Here is a 20882-nt window from a genome sequence, read left to right on the forward strand (position 1 = left end):
GGCAGGGCACCGGGTGGGACGCGGCTCCGGCGCGCGGCCGGTGGGGGCGTCAGGTGGTGCGGGGTGTTCGTGGGGGCGCCACGGCGCGGACGTCCGCGCGCTCCGGGCCGTTCACGGCCGGTCGGCTAGGCTCGCCGGGTGTCCGTACCCCTCACCGATCCCGATCTCCCCACCCCCGCTCCCCCGGTCTCCCGGGCGGCCTCGTGGTCGCGTCTGGCGCTGCTGTGCGCCCTGCTGGGCGGCGGGGTGCTGGCGGTGGCGCTGGTCGAGCCGCAGCGGCTGCTCACCGAGGACTCGCTGGGCACGCCGGGAGTCGGCACCTGGGTGCTGTTCGCCCTGGGGTACGCGGCGCTGAGCGTTCTGATGGTGCCTCGCCCGGTGATGGGGCTCGCGGGGGGCGCGCTGTTCGGCACGGTGGCCGGGTCGGCGGTGGCGCTCACCGGAACCCTGCTGGGGGCGGCCGCGACGTTCGCGCTGGGCCGGGCGCTGGGGCAGCGGGCGCTGCGTCCGCTCCTGCGTGGCAAGTTGCTCGGTGCGGCCGACCGTGAGCTGAGCGGGCACGGATTCCGCTCGCTGCTGGTGCTGCGGCTGATTCCCGTGCTGCCGTTCGCCGGCGTCAACCACGCCGCGGCGGTGTCGCGTATGCCGTGGGGTCCGTTCCTGGCGGCGACCGCGCTGGGCTGCCTGCCCGCCAACATCGCGTACGCCGTCGCCGGGGCGCGGGCGACCGACCCGGTCTCCCCCGCCTTTCTCACGGCGGTGGCGTTCCTCGTTCTCTCGGGCCCGGTCGCCGCCACGGTGTGGCGGCGGATGCGGGCGCGGCGGATACCGGGGGCGGCCGGCTCCGGCGCCGCCGAGGAGGGGACGCCCGTCCCGTCCGGCGTGGTCGGGGCCGGGCCGGAAGCGACGTCCTCCCCTCCCGTCCGCACCGATCACTAGGGACGAACTGAGCGCCCCATGTCATGGTTCGAAGCACTCGTACTCGGAATCGTGCAGGGGCTCACCGAGTTCCTGCCCATCTCCTCCAGCGCCCACATCCGCCTCACCGCGGTCGCGGCCGGCTGGGAGGACCCCGGCGCGGCCTTCACGGCCGTGACCCAGATCGGGACCGAGGTCGCGATCCTGATCTACTTCCGCAAGGACATCTGGGCGATCGCGTCCACCTGGCTGCGTTCGCTGACCAACCGTGAGCTGCGCGGCGACATCAACGCCCGGATGGGGTGGCTGGTGATCGTCGGCTCGCTGCCGATCGCCGTCCTGGGGGTCCTGCTCAAGGACTCGGTGGAGGGCCCCTTCCGCGACCTGCGGCTGATCGCCGTCGGATTCATCGTGCTCGGCGTCGCGCTGGGGATCGCCGACCGGATGACGGCCCGTGCCGAGCACGGCGGCCGGCACCGGGCGGCCAGGCCCCTGAAGACCCTGGACCAGCTGAACGTCCGCGACGGCGTGCTCTTCGGGCTGTGGCAGGCCCTGGCACTGATCCCGGGTGCGTCGAGGTCCGGTGCGACGATGACCGGCGGCCTCTTCCTGGGTTACAACCGGGAGGCGACAGCCAGGTACGCGTTCCTGCTCGCGATCCCGGCCGTGATGGGGTCGGGGCTGTACGAGCTGAAGGAGATCGGCGCGGACTCCGGTCACGCCTCGTGGGCGATGACGGCGCTGGCGACGGTGGTCTCGTTCGCCATCGGCCTCGCGGTCATCGCCTGGTTCATGCGATGGGTCTCCACTCGCAGCTTCATGCCGTTCGTCTGGTACCGCATCGTGGTGGGCGTGGCGATCCTGGTGCTGGTGTGGGCCGGTGTGCTGGAGCCGCTGGCCGGGGCCGACTTCGGCGGCTGAGGCCGCACGTCGTGGCCGGAGGGCGGAGGCGCCTCGCCCTCCGGCCACGGGCTGCCCGGGCTCCCCCGGGTCAGCGCGTGCCGTGCTCGATCTCACCGACGATCCGTTCGCACAGCTCGTGGGTGAGCAGCGCGTCGCTCGCGTCCGGGGTACCGCCGACGCGGACCGCGTCGAGGAACGCCAGGACCGCCTGTTCGATGCCTCGCTGGCGGGCCACCGGCACCCAGTCTCCCCGGCGCCGTACGGTGGGCTGCCCCTTGTGGTCGATGACCTCGGCGAGGTTGCGCACCTCCCGTTTGGTGTCCTGGCCGGAGACCTCCAGGATTTCCTCCGTGGAACCGGAGAGGCGGTTCATGGCGCCGACGGCGGTGAAGCCGTCTCCGGCGAGCTGGAGCACCAGGTGGTGCAGCTCGCCGTCACGGGCCCGCCATCGGACGTCGGTGGCGGTGATCTCGCCGGGCACGAGGAAGCGGAGGGTGTCGACGACGTGGATGAAGTCGTCGAACACCAGCTGCCGGGGTGCCGCCGGGAGGCCCACCCGGTGCTTCTGCATCAGGATGAGGTCGCGCGGATGCTCCAGGCACTGGGCGTAGCCGGGCGCGTGGCGACGGTTGAAGCCGACGGCGAGGCCGGTTCGGCGGGAGGCCGCCAGCTCCACCAGCCGCGTGGACTCGTCGAGGGAGTGGGCGAGCGGCTTGTCGACGTAGGTCGGGACGCCGGCTTCCAGCAGCCGGGTCACCAGCGCCGGGTGCGACTCGGTGGACGCGTGGACGAACGCGGCGTCCGGGCGGGCGGCGAGCAGGTCGTCGAGCCCGGTGTGGCGGCGGTCGGCGGGGATGTGGAAGGAGTCGGCCGTCCGGGTGAGGGTGGCCGCGGTCCGGGTGTGGAGGTGGAGGCTGAGGCCGGGCAGGCCGGTGAGGACCGGGAGGTAGGCCTTGCGGGCGATGTCGCCCAGTCCGATCACTGCGACCTTCAACGGTGCTCCCTCGGGTGGCGCGGTGGTGGGCGTGCGGCGTACCAGCGGTGGCCCGGGTGTGCGGGAACCGACGTCTGACGGCAGCTTAGGTCCTGTCCGGCGCCCGGTGCCGTCCGGGCCCGACGCGCTGTGGACCGGTGACGCGCGGCCTGCGGGCGATCACTGGTCGGTGTGTCCGTCGGCCGGCGCGCGCCCGGTGACGCCCTCGCGGAGGTCGCGCTCCAGCCGGTCGATGGCCGTTCGTACACGGCGGCCGTGGTCGTCGTCGGCGAGGCGGCCGGCGGCGTGGCGGGCACGGCCGAGTTCGTGGCGGGCGGCGGTGGCGTTGCCGAGGGCGGCGTGGTCGCCGGCGAGCCGGAGGTAGAGGGAGGGGTAGAGGCCGCGGGCGGTGTGGGGCGCCGGTGGTGGGCCGGGGAGGGGCCGCCCCACCGCGTCACCGGGCACCGCGGCGTCGGCGACGGCGGCGTCCGCCTCGGCGAGCGCCACCAGGTCCCAGCGCAGTGCGGCCTCCGCGTCGTCCTGGGTTGCGGCGAGGTAGTGGGCGATGGTGCAGCGGTGCAGGGGGCCCGCGCCGGCGCCGGGGTCGGTCCAGAGGGCGGCGAGGCGGTTGCGGGCCTCCTCGCGGTCTCCGGCCCGGTGGAGCATGACCGCCTGTCCGATGAGGGTCATCACCGGGTGCTGGCCCGGTACCTGTTGCCGCTGCGCCACGGACCCTCCCGCTCTGTGGTGTGGAGTGAGGTCCGACGGTAGACGCAGGGCGGCGGATCGGCACGCCGGGCACGGCGTACCGGCTCGCCGGTACGCCGTGTTGGAGCAATGGCCCGCGCTGCGAGCGGTCGGTGAGCGCGGGGGCGGTGCCGTCAGGGCGTGAGGTCGGGGATCCGCCAGTCGATCGGGTCGTGGCCGTGCCCGGCGAGCGCGGCGTCGATCTGGGAGAAGGGGCGGGAGCCGAGGAACTTCTTGGCGGAGAGCGGCGAGGGGTGGGCGCCCTGGACGACGGTGTGGCGGGTGGTGTCGATGAGCGGGAGCTTCTTCTTGGCGTAGTTGCCCCACAGGACGAAGACGACCGGCTCCTCGCGGGCGGAGACGGCGCCGATCACGGCGTCGGTGAACTTCTCCCAGCCCTTGCCCTTGTGGGAGTTGGCCTCGCCCGAGCGCACCGTCAGCACGGCGTTGAGCAGCAGCACGCCCTGTCTGGCCCACGGCAGCAGTGAGCCGTTGTCGGGCACCGGGTGACCGAGGTCGGTGTGCAGTTCCTTGTAGATGTTCCGCAGCGACGGCGGGACCTTGACGCCGGGCCGGACCGAGAAGCACAGCCCGTGACCCTGGCCTTCGCCGTGGTAGGGGTCCTGGCCGAGGACCAGGACGCGCACGTCCGGGAACGCGGTGGCCTCCAGGGCGGCGAAGACCTCCTCCTGCGGCGGGAAGACGGGACCCCGGCCGCGCTCCTCGTCGAGGAATTCGGCGAGCTCGCCGAGGTAGGGGCGCCGCAGTTCCTCGCCGAGCGCGTCCTGCCAGGACTCGGGCAGCTTCTCGATCACCTGTCGACCTCCGTGGGCTCCGTCTGTGGTGGTGACGAACGTACCGTGGGGGTCTGACAACGCGTCCGGCGGCCGTGTGGCGGCCGCCCGGGGCCGGCCCGCGTGGTGGAACACGGACCGGCCCCGGGTGGTCAGGAGACTCCGGCGTTGAGGAAGAGGCCGCCGTCCAGGACCAGTGTCTGGCCGGTGATCCAGCCGGCGGCGGAGGAGGTGAGGAAGGCGACGGCTCCGCCGATGTCCTCGGGTTCGCCGAGGCGGCCCATCGGGTATCCGGCCGACGCCTCCTCCTCGCGGCCCTCGTAGAGCGCGGCGGCGAACCGGGTCTTGACCACGGCCGGCGCGACGGCGTTCACCCGTACGGCGGGGGCGAATTCGTGGGCCAGCTGCTGGGTCAGGTTGATCATCGCGGCCTTGCTGATGCCGTAGGCGGCGATGAACGGGGACGCCGAGACTCCCGCCACCGAGGCGACGTTCACGATCGAGCCGCCGTGGTCGCGCTGCCAGGCCGCCCAGGTGTGCTGGGCGAAGCCGAGGGCGGAGACGACGTTGGTCTCGAAGACCTTGCGCAGCACGTCGAGATCGGTGTCGGCGACCGCGCCGAAGACCGGGTTGGTCCCGGCGTTGTTGACGAGGTGGTCGACCCGGCCCCAGGCCGTCATGACCCGGTCGACGGCGGCCGCCCGGTGGTCGGCGTCGTGGGCCTTGCCCGCCACTGCCATGGCGCGGTCCGGGCCCAGACGCCGCACGGCCTCGTCGAGGGCGTCCTGGTCGCGGCCCGTGATACAGACGCGGTCGCCACGTGCGACGAACGCCTGGGCGATACCGAATCCGATGCCCCGGCTCGCTCCGGTGACCAGGGCGACCTCACCGCTGTCGGCGGCCGGGGGGTTGGGGTGTGTCATGGGCTGTCCTCGCTTCGGGGTGGTCGGCGGGCCGTGGTCAGTCCAGTGGACCGCCGGCCACGTAGAGGACCTGCCCGGAGACGAACCCGGCGGCGTCACCGGTGAAGTAGGCGATGGCGTCGGCGACGTCCTCGGGGCGGCCGACGCGCTGGACCGGGATCTGGCTCGCGGCGGCTTCCTGGAACGCGTCGAAGTCCATGCCGACCCGGGCGGCGGTCGCGGCCGTCATGTCGGTGGCGATGAAGCCGGGGGCCACGGCGTTGGCGGTGACGCCGAACTTCCCGAGCTCCTTGGCGAGGGTCTTGGTGAAGCCCTGGAGACCGGCCTTGGCCGCCGCGTAGTTGAGCTGTCCCCGGTTGCCGAGCGCGGAGCTGGAGGAGAGGCACACGATCCGCCCGAAGCCGGCGTCGACCATGTGCTTCTGGCAGGCACGGGTCATCAGGAAGGCGCCGCGCAGGTGGACGCCGATGACGGTGTCCCAGTCGTCCTCGCTCATCTTGAACAGCAGGTTGTCGCGCAGGACGCCCGCGTTGTTCACCAGCACGGTGGGCGGTCCGAGTTCGGCGGCCACCCGTTCGACCGCCTCGGCCGCACGCGCGGCGTCGGCCACGTCGCAGCCGACGGCGAGCGCGGTTCCGCCCGCTGCCGTGATGGCGTCGACGGTCCCGGCGCACGCGCCCTCGTCGAGGTCGAGCACGGCGACGGACCGTCCGTCACGGGCCAGGCGCAGAGCGGTGGCGGCGCCGATACCGCGCGCCCCGCCGGTGACGATCGCCACGCGGCGCTCGGTGGTGGACATGGTGGGCCTCCTCGCCCTCGTGCCGCCCGTCGTCCGGGCGCGGCCCCGGGCGGCGTCCGGCGCCGGCCGGGCTGATCCGCCCGATGCGTTGAGCGACCGCTCAGTAACCTGCTCCGGCGACGGTAGAAGGCGGTGTGGCCGCTGTCAACGGGCCGGGCCCGGGTGGTCGCACCCGGTCGTACCGCCGACGGAACGAGCGAAGGGACAACCGGACTCACCGGACGGAGAGAGCGGACGGACCGCGTGGACCGGAGGGGAGAACCGCCGCCCCGCGCGCCTCACGCACACCTGGCCGCAGGCCTCACCACGACTCAGCGCACCAGCAGTTCCAGCAGTCGCGACGCCTCCGCGTCGGGATCGGCCGTCAGACCGGTGTGCACGGGGCCGGGCTGGACCACGGTGCTGCGCGGCGCGACCAGCCAGCGGAACCTCCGCCCCGCGTCGTCGGCCGCCGCCTGGCCGGCCCGGTGCCCGCCGGCGCACAGCTCCTCCACGGCGCGCAGCGCGGCCCGGACGCCGGGGACGTCGGCGCCGGGGTCCAGCGCACGCAGCCGGTCCGCGTCCAGGTGGATCCGGGCGGTGAGGAAGGTGTGCGGGCGGCAGTAGAGGATCAGCCCGGCGTTGATCAGCTCGCCTCGTTCGACGCGCGGGACGACGCGCAGCAGGGCGTACTCGAACACCTCACGGCGCGCGGTCGCGTCGTGCGCTCCGGCGGTCACGACGCCTCCCCCGCGCGGCGGGGTGCCGCGGCGGTCAGCCAGCCCGGGGGCGAGGGGGGTCGCGTCGGCGTGGGCGGGCCGAGGGTGATCCGGCGGTGGACGCCGGCGGCCCGGGCGAGCAGGATCTCGGCGTGCCGCGCGCGGAGGGCGTCGGGGTCGGCGCTCTCGTCCCGGCCGATGAGCCAGCTGTCGGGGACCTCGGCCACGACGTCGGCCAGCAGCTCGGCGGTGACAGCCGGCGCGAGGTCGGCGGCGGCCGCGGCGATGTCGGGTGAGAAGCCCGCGAGCGCGTGGTCGGACGCGTCGTAGGGACGGTCGGCCGCGGAGGCCGCCGGCGGCCAGTTGTGCTGCCAGGTCAGCGTGGCGCCGTGGTCGATCAGCCAGAGGTCCCCGTGCCAGACCAGGAGGTTCGGGTTGCGCCACGAACGGTCGACGTTGTTGACGAGGGCGTCGAACCACACGACCCGGCCCGCCTCGGCGGCGGAGACGGAGTAGGCCAGCGGGTCGAAGCCCAGCGAGCCGGGCAGGAAGTCCATGCCGAGGTTCGGTCCGGCGCTCGCCCGCAGCAGTGCCTGCACCTCCTCGTCCGGCTCGGCCCGGCCGATGACCGGATCGAGTTCCAGGACGGCGAGTTCGGGCACCCGCAGGCCCAGCCGGCGGGCCAGCCCGCCGCTGATGACCTCGGCGACCAGGGTCCGGTGGCCCTGCCCGGCGCCGGTGAACTTCATGACGTAGGTACCGAGATCGGCCGCCTCGACCAGGCCCGGCAGCGAACCGCCCTCCCGCAGTGGGGTGACGTAACGGGTCGCGGTGACCTCTGTGAGCATGCGCCCAGGCTATACGGGCCGCACGCCCCGGAGGTGCCGGACTTTGGACGTGACCGCGTCCGCCGGACCGGCGCGGGGCCGGCGGACGCGTCGAAGCACACCTCGGCACGCCGCTATACCGATAACGGACAGCCACTGTCGTTCGGCCGATACTCGCCGACGACGAGAAGCGGCAGGACAGAGATCCGGGTGAATCTCCCCACCGGAACACCCCAGTAAACAACCGGGGCATCCGACGAACACCATGATCTTGACAGAGAGTCCATATAACAGGCACTTCTCCGTTTCCTACGTGGACCGGACACCAAACAGTACGGACATCGGCCTGGTTGAAAAAAGGTCACGGTGCCCGTTGTGGGGTGGCTGGTATGTGTGAAAGATTTTTTCAAACACTTGCCCGACACGAGGCAAGCGCTGGTTCCAAACGGTTGTACAGGCCGCCGCATGGCGACTTGGGGGCTCACTCCCCATCGAAACGTGTTCGGGCACGTTCGACGGGGCGGTGCAGGAATGGTGCCGACCAGCACCTCGTGAACCCCGTGGTTCGGCACCGCGAACGGGGAGGCTGACGCCAGTCGTGTTGGTGCACCGAGAGAAACAAGTGGCCCAACTACGTTGGGCCTACCGTGCCTGTGAACAGCAGGGACACGGCCACGTGGCGCTCGTGACGGGCGCCGTCGGAAGCGGCAAGACACGCGTCCTGGACGCGTTCGGAGAGTGGAGCGTCGACAACGGGGGCCGGCTACTGACCGCAGCCGGCTCCCGGGCGGAACACGGGCTCCATTTCGGGGTACTCGGGCAGCTACTCCACAGCGCCCGGCTGAGCGAGGAGGAAACAAGCCGTCTCGATGACCTGATGCATGAGGCCGCGCAGCGCCTGCCGGCGGTGGAGACCGCCGGTGACGCGGCCGATCTGCTGCCGACCGACGGGCCTGTGTGGGCACCACTCCTTCACGGAGTTTTCACCACACTGAACGGGCTCGCGGCGCGGGGGCCCCTGGTGGTCACCGTCGACGACCTGCACCACGCGGACGCCGCGTCGCTGCGCTGCCTGCTGTACGTGACACGCCGCCTCCGGCACGCCAGGATCATGATCCTGCTCTCCGAGGCGTCCACGCCGGCACCGGCACACCCGCTCTTCCACGCGGAGTTGCTGAGCCAGCCGCGATTCACGCGTGTCACCCTGCCGCCCATGTCGGTCGAGTGCATCGCTCAGTTGCTCGACCGGGACACGGAGCGCGCGGGCAACCGGGAGGAGGCGACGCGGCTGCTGCACGCGACCGGCGGCAACCCGCTGCTGGCCCAGGCCCTGGTCGACGAACGCGCCGACCGGGAGCCGGACACCGTCCCGGCGGCGGGCGCGAGGGTGGGTGACGCCTTCCACCAGGCCGTGCTGCGCTGTCTCTACCGCCATGAGCCCGGCGTCCGCCGGGTCGCGCAGGCGCTGGCGGTGCTGGACCGCCCGGCGACGGCCGAACTCCTCGGCCAGCTGCTGGACGTGCTGCCGGACTCCACCGTGCCGGCCCTGCGCGTGCTGCAGAGTTCGGGGCTGATCGACGCCGACCACGTCCGTCATCCACGGATCCGGCACGCCATCCTCTCCGACATGCCGCCGGAGCAGCGGCGCGGTCTGCATCAGCGGGCCGCCGAGGTGCTGCACGAACACGGCGCGGAGGCAGGCGTCGTCGCGGAGCATCTGGTGGCCTCGGCGTGGACCGGGGCGCCGTGGGTGGTGCCCGTCCTCAAGGAGGCCGCGGCCCAGGCGCTGGCTTCGGGCCGTCCTGACCTCGCCGCGGGCTGTCTGCGGCTGGGGGCCCGCTCGGAGAACGACGCCCAGCGACGGGCCTCGCTGATGGCGATGCTCGTCAACGCCCGCTGGCAGGTCAACCCGCTTGCTGTGGGCGGGTACCTCGGCGAACTGACACAGGCGGCACACGACGACGGCCGGACCCCCTCGGCGTCCGTCGCGACCGTGCCGTACCTGCTGTGGCAGGGGCGGGTGGAGGAGGCGGCCGAGGCCGTCACCGGCCACACCGCCGCCGACCGCGGCCCGGCGGCGAGCCGGCTGCAGGTGATGCAGTTGCTGGTCGCCCTCTCCCACCCGGACTACCTGGCGACGGTGCGGGAGACGCCCAGTTCGTGGAGCCGGGCGGCGACCGTGCCGCATTCGGTGAGCCCGTCGCTGCAGGCCGTCTCGGTGCTGGGCAACGCCCTGATCCCGGCGGGCGGCAACGACACGGTGGGGGCGGCGGAGCAGCTTCTCCAGCGGCACCACATCGACCACGGTGCGCTGGGTCTGCTGACGGCTCCCCTGCTGGCGCTGCTGTGTTCGGGCCGCGCCGAGCGGGTGGCGGTCTGGGGCGAGGTGCTGCTGGACCTGCCGGCGGCGCGGTACTCCCCCACCTGGCGCGCCATCGTCCTCGCGATCCTCGCGGAGGCCGCACTGCGGCTGGGCGATCTGTCCACCGCGGAGCAACGCGCGCGGGCGGCGCTGGAGGAACTGCCGGCGCCCGCCTGGGGCGTGGCGGTCGGCGGCCCGCTCGGCACGCTGATCACCTGCGCGACGGAGTCGGGCCGGCTGTTCGAGGCGGACCGCTGGCTGGCGCAGCCGGTACCGCCCGGGGTGTTCCGCACGCCGATGGGCGCGCACTACCTCGCCGCGCGCGGCAGGCACCACCTGGCCATGGGCCGGCATCAGGCGGCCAGCGCGGACCTGCACCGCTGCGGTGAGCTGATGCGTGACTGGGGAATCGATGTCGCAGGCCTGGTGCCGTGGCGTCTGGAACTGGCGCGCGTACAGCTCAGCCTGGGCAACCGGACGCACGCGGCCCAGCTGCTGCAGGAACAGCTGCAGGTGCCGCACGGCCTGGACGACCGGACCCGGGGGCGGGCGCTGCGTCTGCTGGCCTCCACCGCCGGCCCGGACCATCGGCGCAAGCTGCTGTCCAAGGCGGTGTCGCTGCTGCAGTCGTGCAGCGACCGGCAGGAGCTGGCCCGGGCTCTGACGGACACCAGCCAGGCGCTGCAGCAGGCGGGCGACTCCGCTCAGGCGCGGTTGTTCGTCCGCCGCGCCAGCCAGGTGGCGCAGGAACCGGGGGTGGCGCCTCCGGCGCCGCCACGGCTGACCAGGCGCGAGCCCGGCCAGGTGGCGTCCACCGCGCAGGTGGCGGGACGTGAGCGGGAGGACGTCCTCAGCGACGCCGAACGCCGGGTCGCCGTGCTTGCCGCGCGGGGGCACACCAACCGGCAGATCTCCAACGAGCTGTTCATCACGGTGAGCACGGTGGAGCAGCACCTCACCCGCGTCTACCGCAAGCTGGACGTGAAGCGGCGCACCGATCTGCCGAGCCGGCTCAGGGCGTTCGACGAACCGACGGCGGAGGGGGCGCGCGGCGAGGCCTGCTGACCGGCGCGTGCTTCCGGGGCGCGTTCGCGCCCCGGAGGCACGGCCCGGCGGGGGCGGCCGTGACACCCTGTGAGCGGCCCTCCTCTGATCCCCGCCGGGCGCATCCGGTAGGGGTTGACGGGGCCCGGGCCGCGGCCGGGCACTCCCGGCGGGCGCACCCCTAGCAGCACCCCCTACAGAGCACGGTTGCCGCCGCCGCTCCGTTCCTCGTGGGGCCCGGTTCATCGGCGAGACGGCCGGGACCGACGGCGTGCCCGGACGTCACGAAGTGGTCCGTGCCACCGCTCCCGCGCACTCCGCCCGGCCAGAACTCCGCCGAAACACCCGCTATTAGGGGTTGTCGCAGGCAGGCGGCGCTGCGATCGTCGGGTGCTCCGGGCCGCGCACACGCGCGGGCCGAGAGATCCGGTGAAGGGAAGACGAACAGCGATGGCAGCGACCGCTGACTCCAGCGACCTGTGGGTGCGCCGATTCCACCCGGCGCCCGAGGCCCCGGTCCGGCTGCTGTGCCTGCCGCACGCGGGAGGCTCCGCGAGTTACTTCTTCCCCGTCTCGCAGCGCCTGTCGCCGCGCGTCGAGGCGCTCGCCGTGCAGTACCCGGGCCGGCAGGACCGGCGCACCGAACCGTGCCTGGACTCGGTGGAGGCGCTGGCCGACCGGCTGGTCGAGGTGGTCGGACCCTGGCAGGACAAGCCGCTGGCTCTCTTCGGGCACAGCCTCGGGGCCTCCGTGGCGTTCGAGCTCGCGGTGCGCCTGGAGGCGCGGGGCGTGCGCCTGGCGGCGCTGTTCGCCTCCGGGCGCCGTGCGCCCAGCGCCCACCGGGACGAGCGGCTCCACCAGCACGACGATGACGGGCTCATCGCGGAGATCAAGCGGCTCAACGGCACCCAGTCGCAACTCCTCGACGACGACGAGGTGCTGCGCATGGTGCTGCCGTCGATCCGCGCGGACTACAAAGCCGCCGAGACCTACCGCTACCGGCCGGGACCACCGCTCGCCGCGCCGGTCTACGCGCTGACCGGCGACTCCGACCCCAAGGCGACCACCGACGAGGTCCGCAAGTGGGCGGACCACACCGACGGCGAGTTCGCCATGACCGTCTACCCGGGCGGCCACTTCTACCTCAACGACCACGCCCCGGCAGTGATCGAGGAGATCGCCAAGCGGCTGGCGCCCTCCGCCGTCTGACGCCTCGCCGGCGGGGCGGGGCCCGGGTCGCTAAGGCCCCCCGCCGCACCCCGCCCCGCCGCCGCTGCCCGTAGCTCTCCGTAATCTTCGGCGAGGTCCGGCCCGGGTCCTGTCGGGCCGTTCAGGTATCGGATTCGAAGGTTTCCGGCACCTGCGGACGGGAGCCGCGAGACCTGTCTGAGCGACCCCTCACCGGAATTCGGCATACAGCGCCCGACGGCGATCACCCGATTCGAGGACGAGGCGATGACCCCGTCCCGGTGACCGCCGTCGCCAGTCTTTTCCCTGTGACGCCGGTCAGCGGGTGACTTCTCTGAGCGGATCCCACCAGTCGCGGTTTCCGACATACCATGCGACGGTTTCCGCGAGCCCTTCGCTGAAAGACCGCTCCGGCCGGTAGCCGAGTTCTCCAGAGATCTTCGTGATGTCGACCGAATAGCGGCGGTCATGACCTTTTCGGTCGGGAACCCTCTCGACCATCGACCAGTCTGCTCCCAGAAGTCCGAGGAGGTTCTCCGTGAGTTCCCGGTTGGTCAGTTCGGTACCTCCGCCGATGTTGTAGATCTCTCCGGCTCTCCCCTTCTCCGCGACCAGGGCGATTCCACGACAGTGGTCGTCCACGTGCAGCCAGTCCCGCACGTTTCCGCCGTCCCCGTACAGCGGAACCCTTCTCCCTTCCAGAAGGTTGGTGACAAAGAGGGGGATGACCTTTTCGGGATACTGGTAGGGCCCGTAGTTGTTCGAGCACCGGGTGACGCAGACCGGCAATCCGTGCGTCCGGTGGAAGGCCAGCACCATGAGATCGGACGACGCCTTGGACGCGGCGTACGGCGAATTCGGGTCCAGCGGCTCGCTTTCCGTCCAGGAACCCTCGGAGATCGAGCCGTACACCTCGTCGGTGGAAACGTGCACGAACTTTCCCACGCCTGCGCGTCCCGCCGCTTCGAGAAGCGTCTGGGTGCCCAGGACATTGGTGCGGACGAACTCCTCGGAGCCGCTGATCGAACGGTCCACATGGGATTCGGCCGCGAAATGCACCAGCAGGTCACATCCCCGGAGTACCTCGTCCACGAGTGCGGCGTCACAGATGTCCCCGTGCACGAAGCCGAGCCGTTCGCAGTCGGCGACCGGTGCGAGGTTGGCGCGGTTGCCCGCGTAGGTCAGCCTGTCCAGCACCACGACCTCGGGCCGGACGCCACCGGTGTAGACGCCGGTCACCGCCTGCCTGACGAAGTGGGAGCCGATGAAGCCGGCCCCTCCGGTCACCACGATGCGCATGGACACTCCTCAGCGGTCCGAGCCCGCGATCGACATCAGATAGGACCCGTACTCGGAGTTCCGCAGCTGCCGGCCGAGTTCATAGCACTCGGCCGAACCGATGAAACCCATTCGGAACGCGATCTCCTCCAGGCACGCGATCCGCACACCCTGCCGCTGTTCGAGCACCTGCACATACTGGCCCGCCTGGAGCAGTGAGTCGTGCGTTCCGGCGTCGAGCCACGCGAAGCCCCGCCCGAGGTCGACCAGCCGCGCCCGGCCCTGTTCGAGGTAGGCACGATTGACATCGGTGATCTCCAGTTCGCCGCGGTCGGACGGCCGGATTCCTCTGGCTATCTCCACGACGTCGTTGTCATAGAGATAGAGGCCGGTGATCGCGAGGTTGGACTTGGGGTCGACCGGTTTCTCCTCCAAAGAGATCAAGCGGCCGAGGCCGTCCGTCTCGCCGACGCCGTAGCGCTCAGGGTCCTTGACGGCGTACCCGAAAAGGACGCACCCGTCGATCTCGCGCATCTGGTCGTGCAGCAGTCCCCAGAGGCCGGGTCCATGGAAGATGTTGTCGCCCAGAATGAGCGCGACGGAGTCGTCACCGATGTGGTCGGCACCGATGAGGAACGCCTCGGCGATCCCGTTGGCCCGGGGCTGTTCCGCGTACTCGATGGAGATACCGAGCTGACTTCCGTCTCCGAGCAGCGCACGGAACTGGTTGATGTGGGAGGGCGTCGATATCACCAGGATCTCGGTGACGCCTCCGAGCATCAGCACCGACAGCGGGTAATAGATCATCGGCTTGTTGTACACGGGCAGCACATGCTTCGATACGGCGTTGGTCAGGGGATGGAGCCGGGTGCCCGTACCCCCTGCCAGAACTATGCCTTTCAAGCTGACGAACCCCCGCTTCCGGTGCTGAACCCGGGAGAGAGGGGCGAAACGCCACTCGACCGAGATCATGGTGAAGTACGGATTCGAGACTATCCCTCGACGCGTCCGCCCGTCCACGGCCGCAACCCCCTGTTCGGTCCGCGCGGAACCGTGATTGTCCGTTCGATATCGCGACCCCGAGCGATGCCCGGCCTTCTCCCGCGTCTCACTACCCAACGTGACACATCCGGGCTCGGGGCGGCACCGGGTGGACGGCGGGGCGCGCCACCGGCCGATGAGGGGTCGCGGGCTCACCGACGCTTCCGAGCGCCTCCGGCGCGAGCCGTCGCGGGCGCTCTGTCCATGGTTGTACCGGGGACAGAGCGGGGAGGCGATGTGATACTTGCGGGCCAGCCGATGCGTGGAGGTCTCTATGTCCGGTCCTGTGACGACCCGTCGAGCGGCGGTGGCCGCCGGGGCCGCCGGTCTCGCCGCGATGGCCCTGGGTGCCTGCGGCAGCTCGGACGACGAGGCCGGGCCGGGCGGTGACGCCGGTTCGCCACCGGAGTCCGGCGGGGACGGCGGCGAGGAGGCGGGTGAGGCCATCGCCGAGGTCTCCGACGTGCCGGAGGGCGGCGGGCTGATCCTGGAGGACCCGCAGGTGGTGGTCACCCAGCCGGAGCCGGGCGAGTTCAAGGCGTTCAGTTCCATCTGCACGCACCAGAACTGCCCGGTGGCCGAGGTGTCCGAGGGTGCCATCCACTGCACCTGCCACAACAGCTTCTTCTCGATCGCGGACGGTTCGGTCACCCAGGGCCCGGCCCCCGCACCGCTTCCCGAGCAGGCCATCACGGTGCGCGACGGCCGGATCCTGCTGGACTGAGCCACACCGGGCCGGGCGCGGCCCACCCGGCCCGCCGGCCGCCCGCGTCAGCCGTGACGCCGGGCGGCCGGCGGCCGTACCGCCTCAGCGACCGCCTCGGCCACGGCGGGGATCTCGCGAGGGGCCAGCCCGGAGACCGTCAGCCGCACCCCGGGCGGGGCGTCGATCCGGAACCGCGCGCCGGGCGCCACCGCGTACCCGGCGCGCAGCAGACGCGAGACGGCGCTCGTCTCCTCGGGGACCGGCACCCAGACGTTCATTCCGCTGCGTCCCCGCGCCGGGACGCCACGGGCGGCCAGCTCCACCACGAGGGCGTCGCGACGGGCCCCGTAGGAGGCGGCGGCACCCGTGGCAGCGCCCATCAGTTCGCCGACGACCTCCTGCAGCAGGTGGCTGACCCAGCCCGGCCCCAGTCGCTGGCGGCCGCTCACGCGGTCGACGGTGGTGGGGTCGCCGGTGAAGTGGGCCACGCGGAGGTCGGGGCCGAGCGCCTTGGCCCCGGACCGCACCAGGGCCCAGTGCGCGGTGGCCCCCGCGAGCGAGTGGAGCGGCAGGTCGACGATGCCGTGCCCGTGGTCGTCCTCGACCACCAGGGTCGCCGGGTACTCGGCCAGGATCTCGCGCAGCCGCTCGGCCCGTGCCGAACTCACCGCCGCTCCGGTGGGGTTCTGCGCACGGGCCGTCACGATCAGCGCGCGGGCGCCGTCGCGCAGCGCGTCGGCGACGGCCTCCGGCGCGGGGCCCTCGTCGTCGACGGCGACCGGCACGGCTCGTAGCCCGAGCGCCGGTACGAGGTCGAGGAGACTGCCCCACCCGGGGTCCTCCACCGCCACGGCGTCGCCCGGGCGGAGCCGGGCGGTGAGGATCCGTTCGATCGCGTCCAGCGCTCCGGAGGTGACGGCCAGCGGTCCGGCCGGCACACCGTCGGCCCGCAGCGCCGCATCCGCCGCGGCGGCGAGTCCGGGATGGACGCCGGGGGCGCCGTAGAGCACCGGCCGGGCGTCGGCGCGCGCCGCGGCGCGGGCGAACGCGGGAGCGAGCGCCGGCAGCAGCGCGGGGTCGGGGCTGCCGCCCGCCAGATCTCTCACCCCGTCGGTGATCTCGACGGCGATGGCCTCGCGCGCGGTGGTGGCGGGCCGGGGCAGGATCCGGCTGCCGCGGCGGCCGTCGGTGCTGATGACGCCGCGTTCACGCAGGGCGCGGTAGGCGGCGGCGACCGTGTTGGGGTTGACGCCCAGCTCCGTGGCGAGGGCCCGCATCGGAGGCAGCGGGCCGCCCGGAGCGAGGTCCCCGGTGGCGACGGCCGACTCGATGTCCGCGGCGATCTCGGTGGCGCGGCTCCCGGTGATGCGATAGGTTCCCATGCGCTTTCCTTAGTGCAATTAGTATATTGCCCTAGTGCAATATACCCGTCCTTCAGGAGGGGCCATGACCGAGGCCGAGGCGACGACGGGACGGACGGCCACCGCCGACTACCCGAGAACGGAGCGCACGGTGCCCACCCGGGGCCGCGAGCGTGCCCGGTACGACCGCGATCTGGTGCACGCCGTCCTCGACGAGGAGTACGTCTGCCATCTGGGGTTCGTCCGGGACGGTGCTCCCGTCGTGCTGCCGACCCTCTACGCGCGCGACGGCGAACGGCTCTACCTGCACGGCTCGACCGGCTCGCGGCCGATGCGCTCGGCCGGGGCCGAGGCGCTTCCCGTGTGCGTGACGGTGACCGTCGTCGACGGGCTGGTCCTCGCGCGCTCCGCCTTCCACCACTCGGTCAACTACCGCTCGGTGGTGGTCCATGGCGAGGCGCGCCGGGTCACGGACCAGGCCGAGCTGACGCGCGCGTTCGGACTGCTGGTGGACCACGTGGTGCCCGGCCGTGCCGAGGACTGCCGTCCGCCCGACGCGCGGGAGGCGGCCGCCACCGCGGTCCTCGCCCTCGACCTGGAGCAGGTCTCGGCGAAGGTCCGCGACGGCGGCCCCAACGACGATCCCGAGGATCTCTCACTCCCCCACTGGAGCGGTGTCCTCCCCGTCGCCCGCCACCACGGAACCCCGGTGCCCGCTGGCGGCCGCCCGACGCCGGTTCCCGCGTACCTCACGGCCTACACCCGCCCCTGACCGGGCCTCACCGAGGACCAGCGCCAGCACGGCGGTCAGCAGCACGGCGGAGCCCGCGACCGTCGCCCCGCCGAGCCGTTCACCGAGCAGCACGACCGCCAGGACGGCGGCGGCCAGCGGCTCCGTCAGGGCGATGACCGAGGCGGTGGCCGCACGGACCACCGCCAGACCGGCGAAGTACAGCGCGTACCCGGCGGCCGTCGGTACCGCGGCCAGGTAGAGGAGCAGCAGCAGCGACTCCAGGAGCCGCTCCCCGGTGGGCAGCAGCCCCTCCCACACGGCGAACGGGAGCAGGCAGGCGCCGCAGACCGCGAAGGACGACAGCGTCGTCGACCACGCGTCGGGCGCGGCGGCGTGCCGGCCGAGCCAGCGGGCGTAGACGGTGATGGCGGAGTAGCCGACGGCGGAGAGCAGGGCGAACGCCACTCCGGCCGGGCGCACCGCCGCCTCCTCCCCTCCGTGGCCGCCGAGCGCCAGGACGGTCAGACCGGCGAGGGCACCGGCCACGGCCACCGTGCCGCCGCGGCCGAGGTGTTCCCCCAGCCAGAGCCGGCCCCCGAGGGCGATCAGCACCGGCGCCGCGCCGAGCGTGATCACGGTCGCGACGGCGAGACCGGTGTGCTGGACGCCGGCGAAGTAGCCGGTCTGGAAGACGGTCAGCCCGAGCCCGGTGACCGCGACGCGGGTGGCTCGTCCCGCTCCACGCGGGGCGGCCCGTCCGGGGTGCGCCGGTCGGGGGTACGCCCGGTGGGTGGCGCCGCGGCCGGGGCGTGCGTGGCGGCGCACCAGCGGCAGGACCGCCAGCAGCAGCGCCAGGCCGCCCGCGGTACGCCAGAAGGTCAGGGTGACCGGGCCGAGTCCGCTCAGGTCGAAGAGGAGCGCGGCCGCCGCGCCGGCGGTACCCCAGGAGACGGCGGCCAGGCCGACGAACAACAGGCCACGGCCCGGGGTGAGTCCGCCGGGACGTGGGTGGTGCGCGCGTTCTGGGCGCGCGGAGTCGAGGTGGGTGGAGAGCTTCATCCGTGTTCTTCCGCGTCGGGGCGCGCGGTGTTCCGGCGCGCCCGGGAGCCGATGGGTCCCGTTCGCGGGCAGCGGCGAGCCCCTCACGGCCGGTTCGGGGACACGGGCCGGAGGGCGGCGGCGGGGCTGCCCGCCTACGCGGCCGGAGGCGGAAGAACGGTGAGCGGCATACGCGCAGGCTACGGGCGTGGCGCCCTCCCGGGCAACCGCGGGCGACGGCGGAGATGGCGTGTTCCGGGCCCGCGCGGCGCCGTGGGCTGCCAGCATGGGTCGCGGGTGAGAGCGGCGTCGGCGCATGGGGCGAGGCCGTGGGTGGGGCGGCGGGCGCGGTCGGGGCGCCCGGGCGGCAGGTGGGACGCCGAGGAGGGGTATGAGCGCGGGCGGACGCGGTAGGGGCGCCGCGGCCGGGGGTGGTCCCGGTGTCTGGATGGTGGCGCTGCCGGCCGAGGACGGCAGCGACTACGTCTACCGGGTGTACGCCCCGGGCGACGCGCTGCCGGGGGATCTCTTCTGGGCGGCGTTCCACTGCCACGACGACGCCCGTCGCCCGCGCGCCTCGGACGCCTTCGACGCGGCCCAGATCTGGTGGCTGGTCACCGGCGCCGACCGCTGACGGCTCGATCGCCGCCGGCCCGGCCGGGCCGGCGGCGTCCCGCCGGCCGGGCCCCGTAGGGGTGCGCCGGGCCCCTACTGCCTAGACTCCGGCCATGCTCATTCGTCATGTCGACGCCTTCTCGGACCGTCCTTTCGGGGGAAACCCGGCGGCGGTGGTGGTGCTGGAGGAGGCGGCCTTCCCGACCGAGGCCGTGATGCTCGCTGTCGCCGCCGAGCTCAACCTCTCGGAGACGGCGTTCGTCCACGCCCTGCCGCCGGGCGGGGACGCCGAGTGGGCGCTGCGCTGGTTCACGCCCACGACGGAGGTCCGCATGTGCGGGCACGCCACACTGGCCGCCGCCCACGTGCTGCGGGCGGCCGAGGGGGTCGAGGGGACGCTGCGGTTCGCCACGCTCAGCGGTGTCCTCAGCGCGCTTCCGGCCGCCGGCGACGCGTTGACGCTGGACTTCCCGACCGCGCCGCTGCGAGAGGTGGCGGTCGGCGCCGGGACGGCGGCGGCGCTCGGAGCGCCGGTGGTCCGGACGTTCGAGACCGGCGAGGACGTGGGCGACCTGCTGGTTGAGTTGCGCGACGAGGCGGCGGTCCGGGGGCTGGAGCCGGACCTGCAGGCGGTGGGCAGGCTGCCGTCGCGCGGCGTGATCGTGACGGCGGCGGCCGACCGTCCCGACGGCGGCTACGACTTCGTCTCCCGCTTCTTCGGCCCGGCCGTGGGCGTTCCGGAGGACCCGGTCACCGGCAGCGCCCACACCGCGCTCGCCCCGCTGTGGTCGGCGCGCCTGGGCCGTTCCGAGCTGACGGGGTACCAGGCGTCCGCGCGCGGCGGCTCGGTGCGCACCGAACTGCGCGGTGAACGGACGCTGCTCACCGGGCACGCGGTGACGGTGCTGGAGAGCCGGCTCCTCGTCACCCCCTGACGGCGTCGCTGACCGCGTCAGCCGCCACGGCCGCGCGGTCGTGGCGGGCGAGGCGCGGCGTCAGGGCGTGGGCAGCCAGTCCACCCGACCCGCCAGCAGCGCGTAGCCGACGAAGGCCACGATGTCGATGAGGGCGTGGGCGACCACCAGCGGCATCACCCGGCCCCAGCGGCGGTAGAGCCAGACGAAGACGACGCCCATGACGAAGTTGCCGACGAACCCCCCGACGCCCTGGTAGAGGTGGTAGGTGGCGCGCAGCAGCGCGCTGGCGAGCAGCGCCGCGGTCGGGGTCCAGCCGAGCTGGGTGAGGCGGCGCAGCAGATAGCCGACGACGATCACCTCCTCGACCACGGAGTTCTGCAGTGCCGAGCCGATCAGTACCGGGAATCTCCACCACTCCCCCGGCAGGGACTCCGGAACCACCGTGAGGTTGAACCCGGCGGCCTGGGCCCCGAGGTACAGCAGCAGCCCGCTTCCTCCGATGGCGGCGGCGACGGCGGCGCCCCGGCCCAGGTCGAACCCCGGGCGCCGCAGGTCGAAGCCGATGGCCCGCATGCCCGGTCCGCGCCCGCCGGGCAGTTCCCGGAGCAGCAGGTAGCCGACCAGCAGGACGGGCATCAGGGGCACGGCGATGCCGACGAGTTGCCAGGCGAGGTCGAACCAGGGGCGGTCGGCGCGGGAGGTGTTGAGGCTGGCCGCGTGGTCGCTCAGCCCGCCGGGGCGGGTCGCCACGTCGGTGAAGCTGATGACGGCCCGTACGGCGCTCGCGCCCAGGGAGAGGGCCAGCACGATCAGCAGTTCGCGGCGCAGCAGCCAGGGGTCGGGCGTGCCGTCGTCCAGCCAGGCGCCGTCGTCCGGGCGCCCGCCGCCCCGGCCGGACCGGCCGGACCGGGCGGGGCGGGCGGCCCGGTCCGCCGGGCCGGACCGGGCGGCGGGCGGGTCCGTGTCGGCGGTCTCCGCGCTGTCGTGGGGGTGCGCGGGCCCTGTCCGCTCGCCGCC

Annotated in this window: 20 protein-coding genes; 8 read left to right on the top strand and 12 right to left on the bottom strand. The window is 73.2% G+C overall.

Features of this window, described 5'->3' with window-relative positions; genetic code table 11:
• The first annotated feature begins 138 nt into the window (after nucleotides 1–138).
• A complete protein-coding gene (locus E0D90_RS05785) occupies nucleotides 139–939 on the top strand; it encodes a TVP38/TMEM64 family protein (protein WP_227870018.1) in 801 nt (266 codons plus the stop codon).
• A gap of 18 nt (nucleotides 940–957) precedes the next feature.
• Nucleotides 958–1839, top strand: coding sequence for an undecaprenyl-diphosphate phosphatase (locus E0D90_RS05790; protein ID WP_103503620.1), 882 nt, complete (start codon nucleotides 958–960; stop codon nucleotides 1837–1839).
• Nucleotides 1840–1909: 70 nt separating this feature from the next.
• On the opposite strand, the gene E0D90_RS05795 is transcribed toward E0D90_RS05790, so the two are convergent.
• The 7 genes from E0D90_RS05795 to E0D90_RS05825 form a co-directional block, all read right to left on the bottom strand.
• Nucleotides 1910–2815 (bottom strand): Gfo/Idh/MocA family protein, encoded by a 906-nt coding sequence (locus E0D90_RS05795; protein WP_130796851.1) that lies wholly within the window; start codon nucleotides 2813–2815, stop codon nucleotides 1910–1912.
• A 159-nt stretch (nucleotides 2816–2974) separates the two neighbouring features.
• Nucleotides 2975–3523: a hypothetical protein gene (locus E0D90_RS05800; RefSeq protein ID WP_130796852.1), complete on the bottom strand. Its 549-nt coding sequence runs from the start codon at nucleotides 3521–3523 to the stop codon at nucleotides 2975–2977.
• Between the two features lie 152 nt (nucleotides 3524–3675).
• Entirely contained in the window at nucleotides 3676–4356 is a 681-nt protein-coding gene (ung, locus tag E0D90_RS05805) for a uracil-DNA glycosylase (protein WP_103503623.1), read from the bottom strand.
• Between the two features lie 131 nt (nucleotides 4357–4487).
• The gene (locus tag E0D90_RS05810) at nucleotides 4488–5258 is read right to left on the bottom strand and encodes an SDR family oxidoreductase (RefSeq protein WP_103503624.1); all 771 of its coding nucleotides are present in this window, start codon (nucleotides 5256–5258) and stop codon (nucleotides 4488–4490) included.
• Nucleotides 5259–5295: 37 nt separating this feature from the next.
• Nucleotides 5296–6057: a 3-oxoacyl-ACP reductase FabG gene (gene fabG / locus E0D90_RS05815; protein ID WP_103503625.1), complete on the bottom strand. Its 762-nt coding sequence runs from the start codon at nucleotides 6055–6057 to the stop codon at nucleotides 5296–5298.
• A 311-nt stretch (nucleotides 6058–6368) separates the two neighbouring features.
• Nucleotides 6369–6776, bottom strand: coding sequence for a DUF3037 domain-containing protein (locus tag E0D90_RS05820; RefSeq protein WP_130796853.1), 408 nt, complete (start codon nucleotides 6774–6776; stop codon nucleotides 6369–6371).
• Nucleotides 6773–7603: a HipA family kinase gene (locus E0D90_RS05825; RefSeq protein ID WP_130796854.1), complete on the bottom strand. Its 831-nt coding sequence runs from the start codon at nucleotides 7601–7603 to the stop codon at nucleotides 6773–6775. Before E0D90_RS05825 ends, E0D90_RS05820 begins: the two co-directional genes overlap by 4 nt.
• A gap of 583 nt (nucleotides 7604–8186) precedes the next feature.
• On the opposite strand from E0D90_RS05825, the gene E0D90_RS05830 reads away from it, so the two are divergent.
• Both E0D90_RS05830 and E0D90_RS05835 read left to right on the top strand, forming a co-directional pair.
• Nucleotides 8187–11009 carry an ATP-binding protein gene (locus E0D90_RS05830; RefSeq protein WP_219806337.1) on the top strand — a complete coding sequence of 941 codons (2823 nt, stop codon included), beginning with the start codon at nucleotides 8187–8189 and terminating at the stop codon, nucleotides 11007–11009.
• Nucleotides 11010–11438: 429 nt separating this feature from the next.
• Nucleotides 11439–12197 (top strand): thioesterase II family protein, encoded by a 759-nt coding sequence (locus tag E0D90_RS05835; RefSeq protein WP_103504653.1) that lies wholly within the window; start codon nucleotides 11439–11441, stop codon nucleotides 12195–12197.
• 297 nt (nucleotides 12198–12494) lie between these two features.
• On the opposite strand, the gene rfbB is transcribed toward E0D90_RS05835, so the two are convergent.
• Nucleotides 12495–13475 carry a dTDP-glucose 4,6-dehydratase gene (gene rfbB, locus E0D90_RS05840; protein ID WP_103528602.1) on the bottom strand — a complete coding sequence of 327 codons (981 nt, stop codon included), beginning with the start codon at nucleotides 13473–13475 and terminating at the stop codon, nucleotides 12495–12497.
• Between the two features lie 9 nt (nucleotides 13476–13484).
• Nucleotides 13485–14357: a glucose-1-phosphate thymidylyltransferase RfbA gene (gene rfbA, locus E0D90_RS05845; protein WP_103528603.1), complete on the bottom strand. Its 873-nt coding sequence runs from the start codon at nucleotides 14355–14357 to the stop codon at nucleotides 13485–13487.
• A gap of 424 nt (nucleotides 14358–14781) precedes the next feature.
• Here rfbA and E0D90_RS05850 point away from each other — a divergent pair, with 424 nt between their 5' ends.
• Nucleotides 14782–15219, top strand: a complete 438-nt coding sequence (locus tag E0D90_RS05850; protein ID WP_374754111.1) for a Rieske (2Fe-2S) protein — start codon at nucleotides 14782–14784, stop codon at nucleotides 15217–15219.
• A gap of 47 nt (nucleotides 15220–15266) precedes the next feature.
• Here the strand turns inward: E0D90_RS05850 and E0D90_RS05855 are convergent, their stop codons facing one another.
• Nucleotides 15267–16583 (bottom strand): aminotransferase class I/II-fold pyridoxal phosphate-dependent enzyme, encoded by a 1317-nt coding sequence (locus E0D90_RS05855; protein ID WP_130796855.1) that lies wholly within the window; start codon nucleotides 16581–16583, stop codon nucleotides 15267–15269.
• A gap of 64 nt (nucleotides 16584–16647) precedes the next feature.
• Here E0D90_RS05855 and E0D90_RS05860 point away from each other — a divergent pair, with 64 nt between their 5' ends.
• Nucleotides 16648–17334 carry a pyridoxamine 5'-phosphate oxidase family protein gene (locus tag E0D90_RS05860; RefSeq protein ID WP_130796856.1) on the top strand — a complete coding sequence of 229 codons (687 nt, stop codon included), beginning with the start codon at nucleotides 16648–16650 and terminating at the stop codon, nucleotides 17332–17334.
• Here the strand turns inward: E0D90_RS05860 and E0D90_RS05865 are convergent.
• On the bottom strand, nucleotides 17218–18354 hold the full coding sequence (locus E0D90_RS05865; protein WP_130796857.1) for a DMT family transporter: 1137 nt from the start codon (nucleotides 18352–18354) through the stop codon (nucleotides 17218–17220). The two genes, E0D90_RS05860 and E0D90_RS05865, sit on opposite strands and share 117 nt — an antisense overlap.
• A 427-nt stretch (nucleotides 18355–18781) precedes the next feature.
• Here E0D90_RS05865 and E0D90_RS05870 point away from each other — a divergent pair, with 427 nt between their 5' ends.
• Nucleotides 18782–18967 carry a hypothetical protein gene (locus tag E0D90_RS05870; RefSeq protein WP_103504647.1) on the top strand — a complete coding sequence of 62 codons (186 nt, stop codon included), beginning with the start codon at nucleotides 18782–18784 and terminating at the stop codon, nucleotides 18965–18967.
• A 94-nt stretch (nucleotides 18968–19061) separates the two neighbouring features.
• Nucleotides 19062–19883 (top strand): PhzF family phenazine biosynthesis protein, encoded by an 822-nt coding sequence (locus E0D90_RS05875; protein WP_130796858.1) that lies wholly within the window; start codon nucleotides 19062–19064, stop codon nucleotides 19881–19883.
• Nucleotides 19884–19943: 60 nt separating this feature from the next.
• Here the strand turns inward: E0D90_RS05875 and E0D90_RS05880 are convergent, their stop codons facing one another.
• A complete protein-coding gene (locus tag E0D90_RS05880) occupies nucleotides 19944–20723 on the bottom strand; it encodes a CPBP family intramembrane glutamic endopeptidase (RefSeq protein ID WP_227870019.1) in 780 nt (259 codons plus the stop codon).
• Between the last annotated feature and the right edge of the window lie 159 nt (nucleotides 20724–20882).

Source organism: Streptomyces otsuchiensis (assembly GCF_004305975.1).
Taxonomy (GTDB): Bacteria; Actinomycetota; Actinomycetes; order Streptomycetales; family Streptomycetaceae; genus Streptomyces; species Streptomyces otsuchiensis.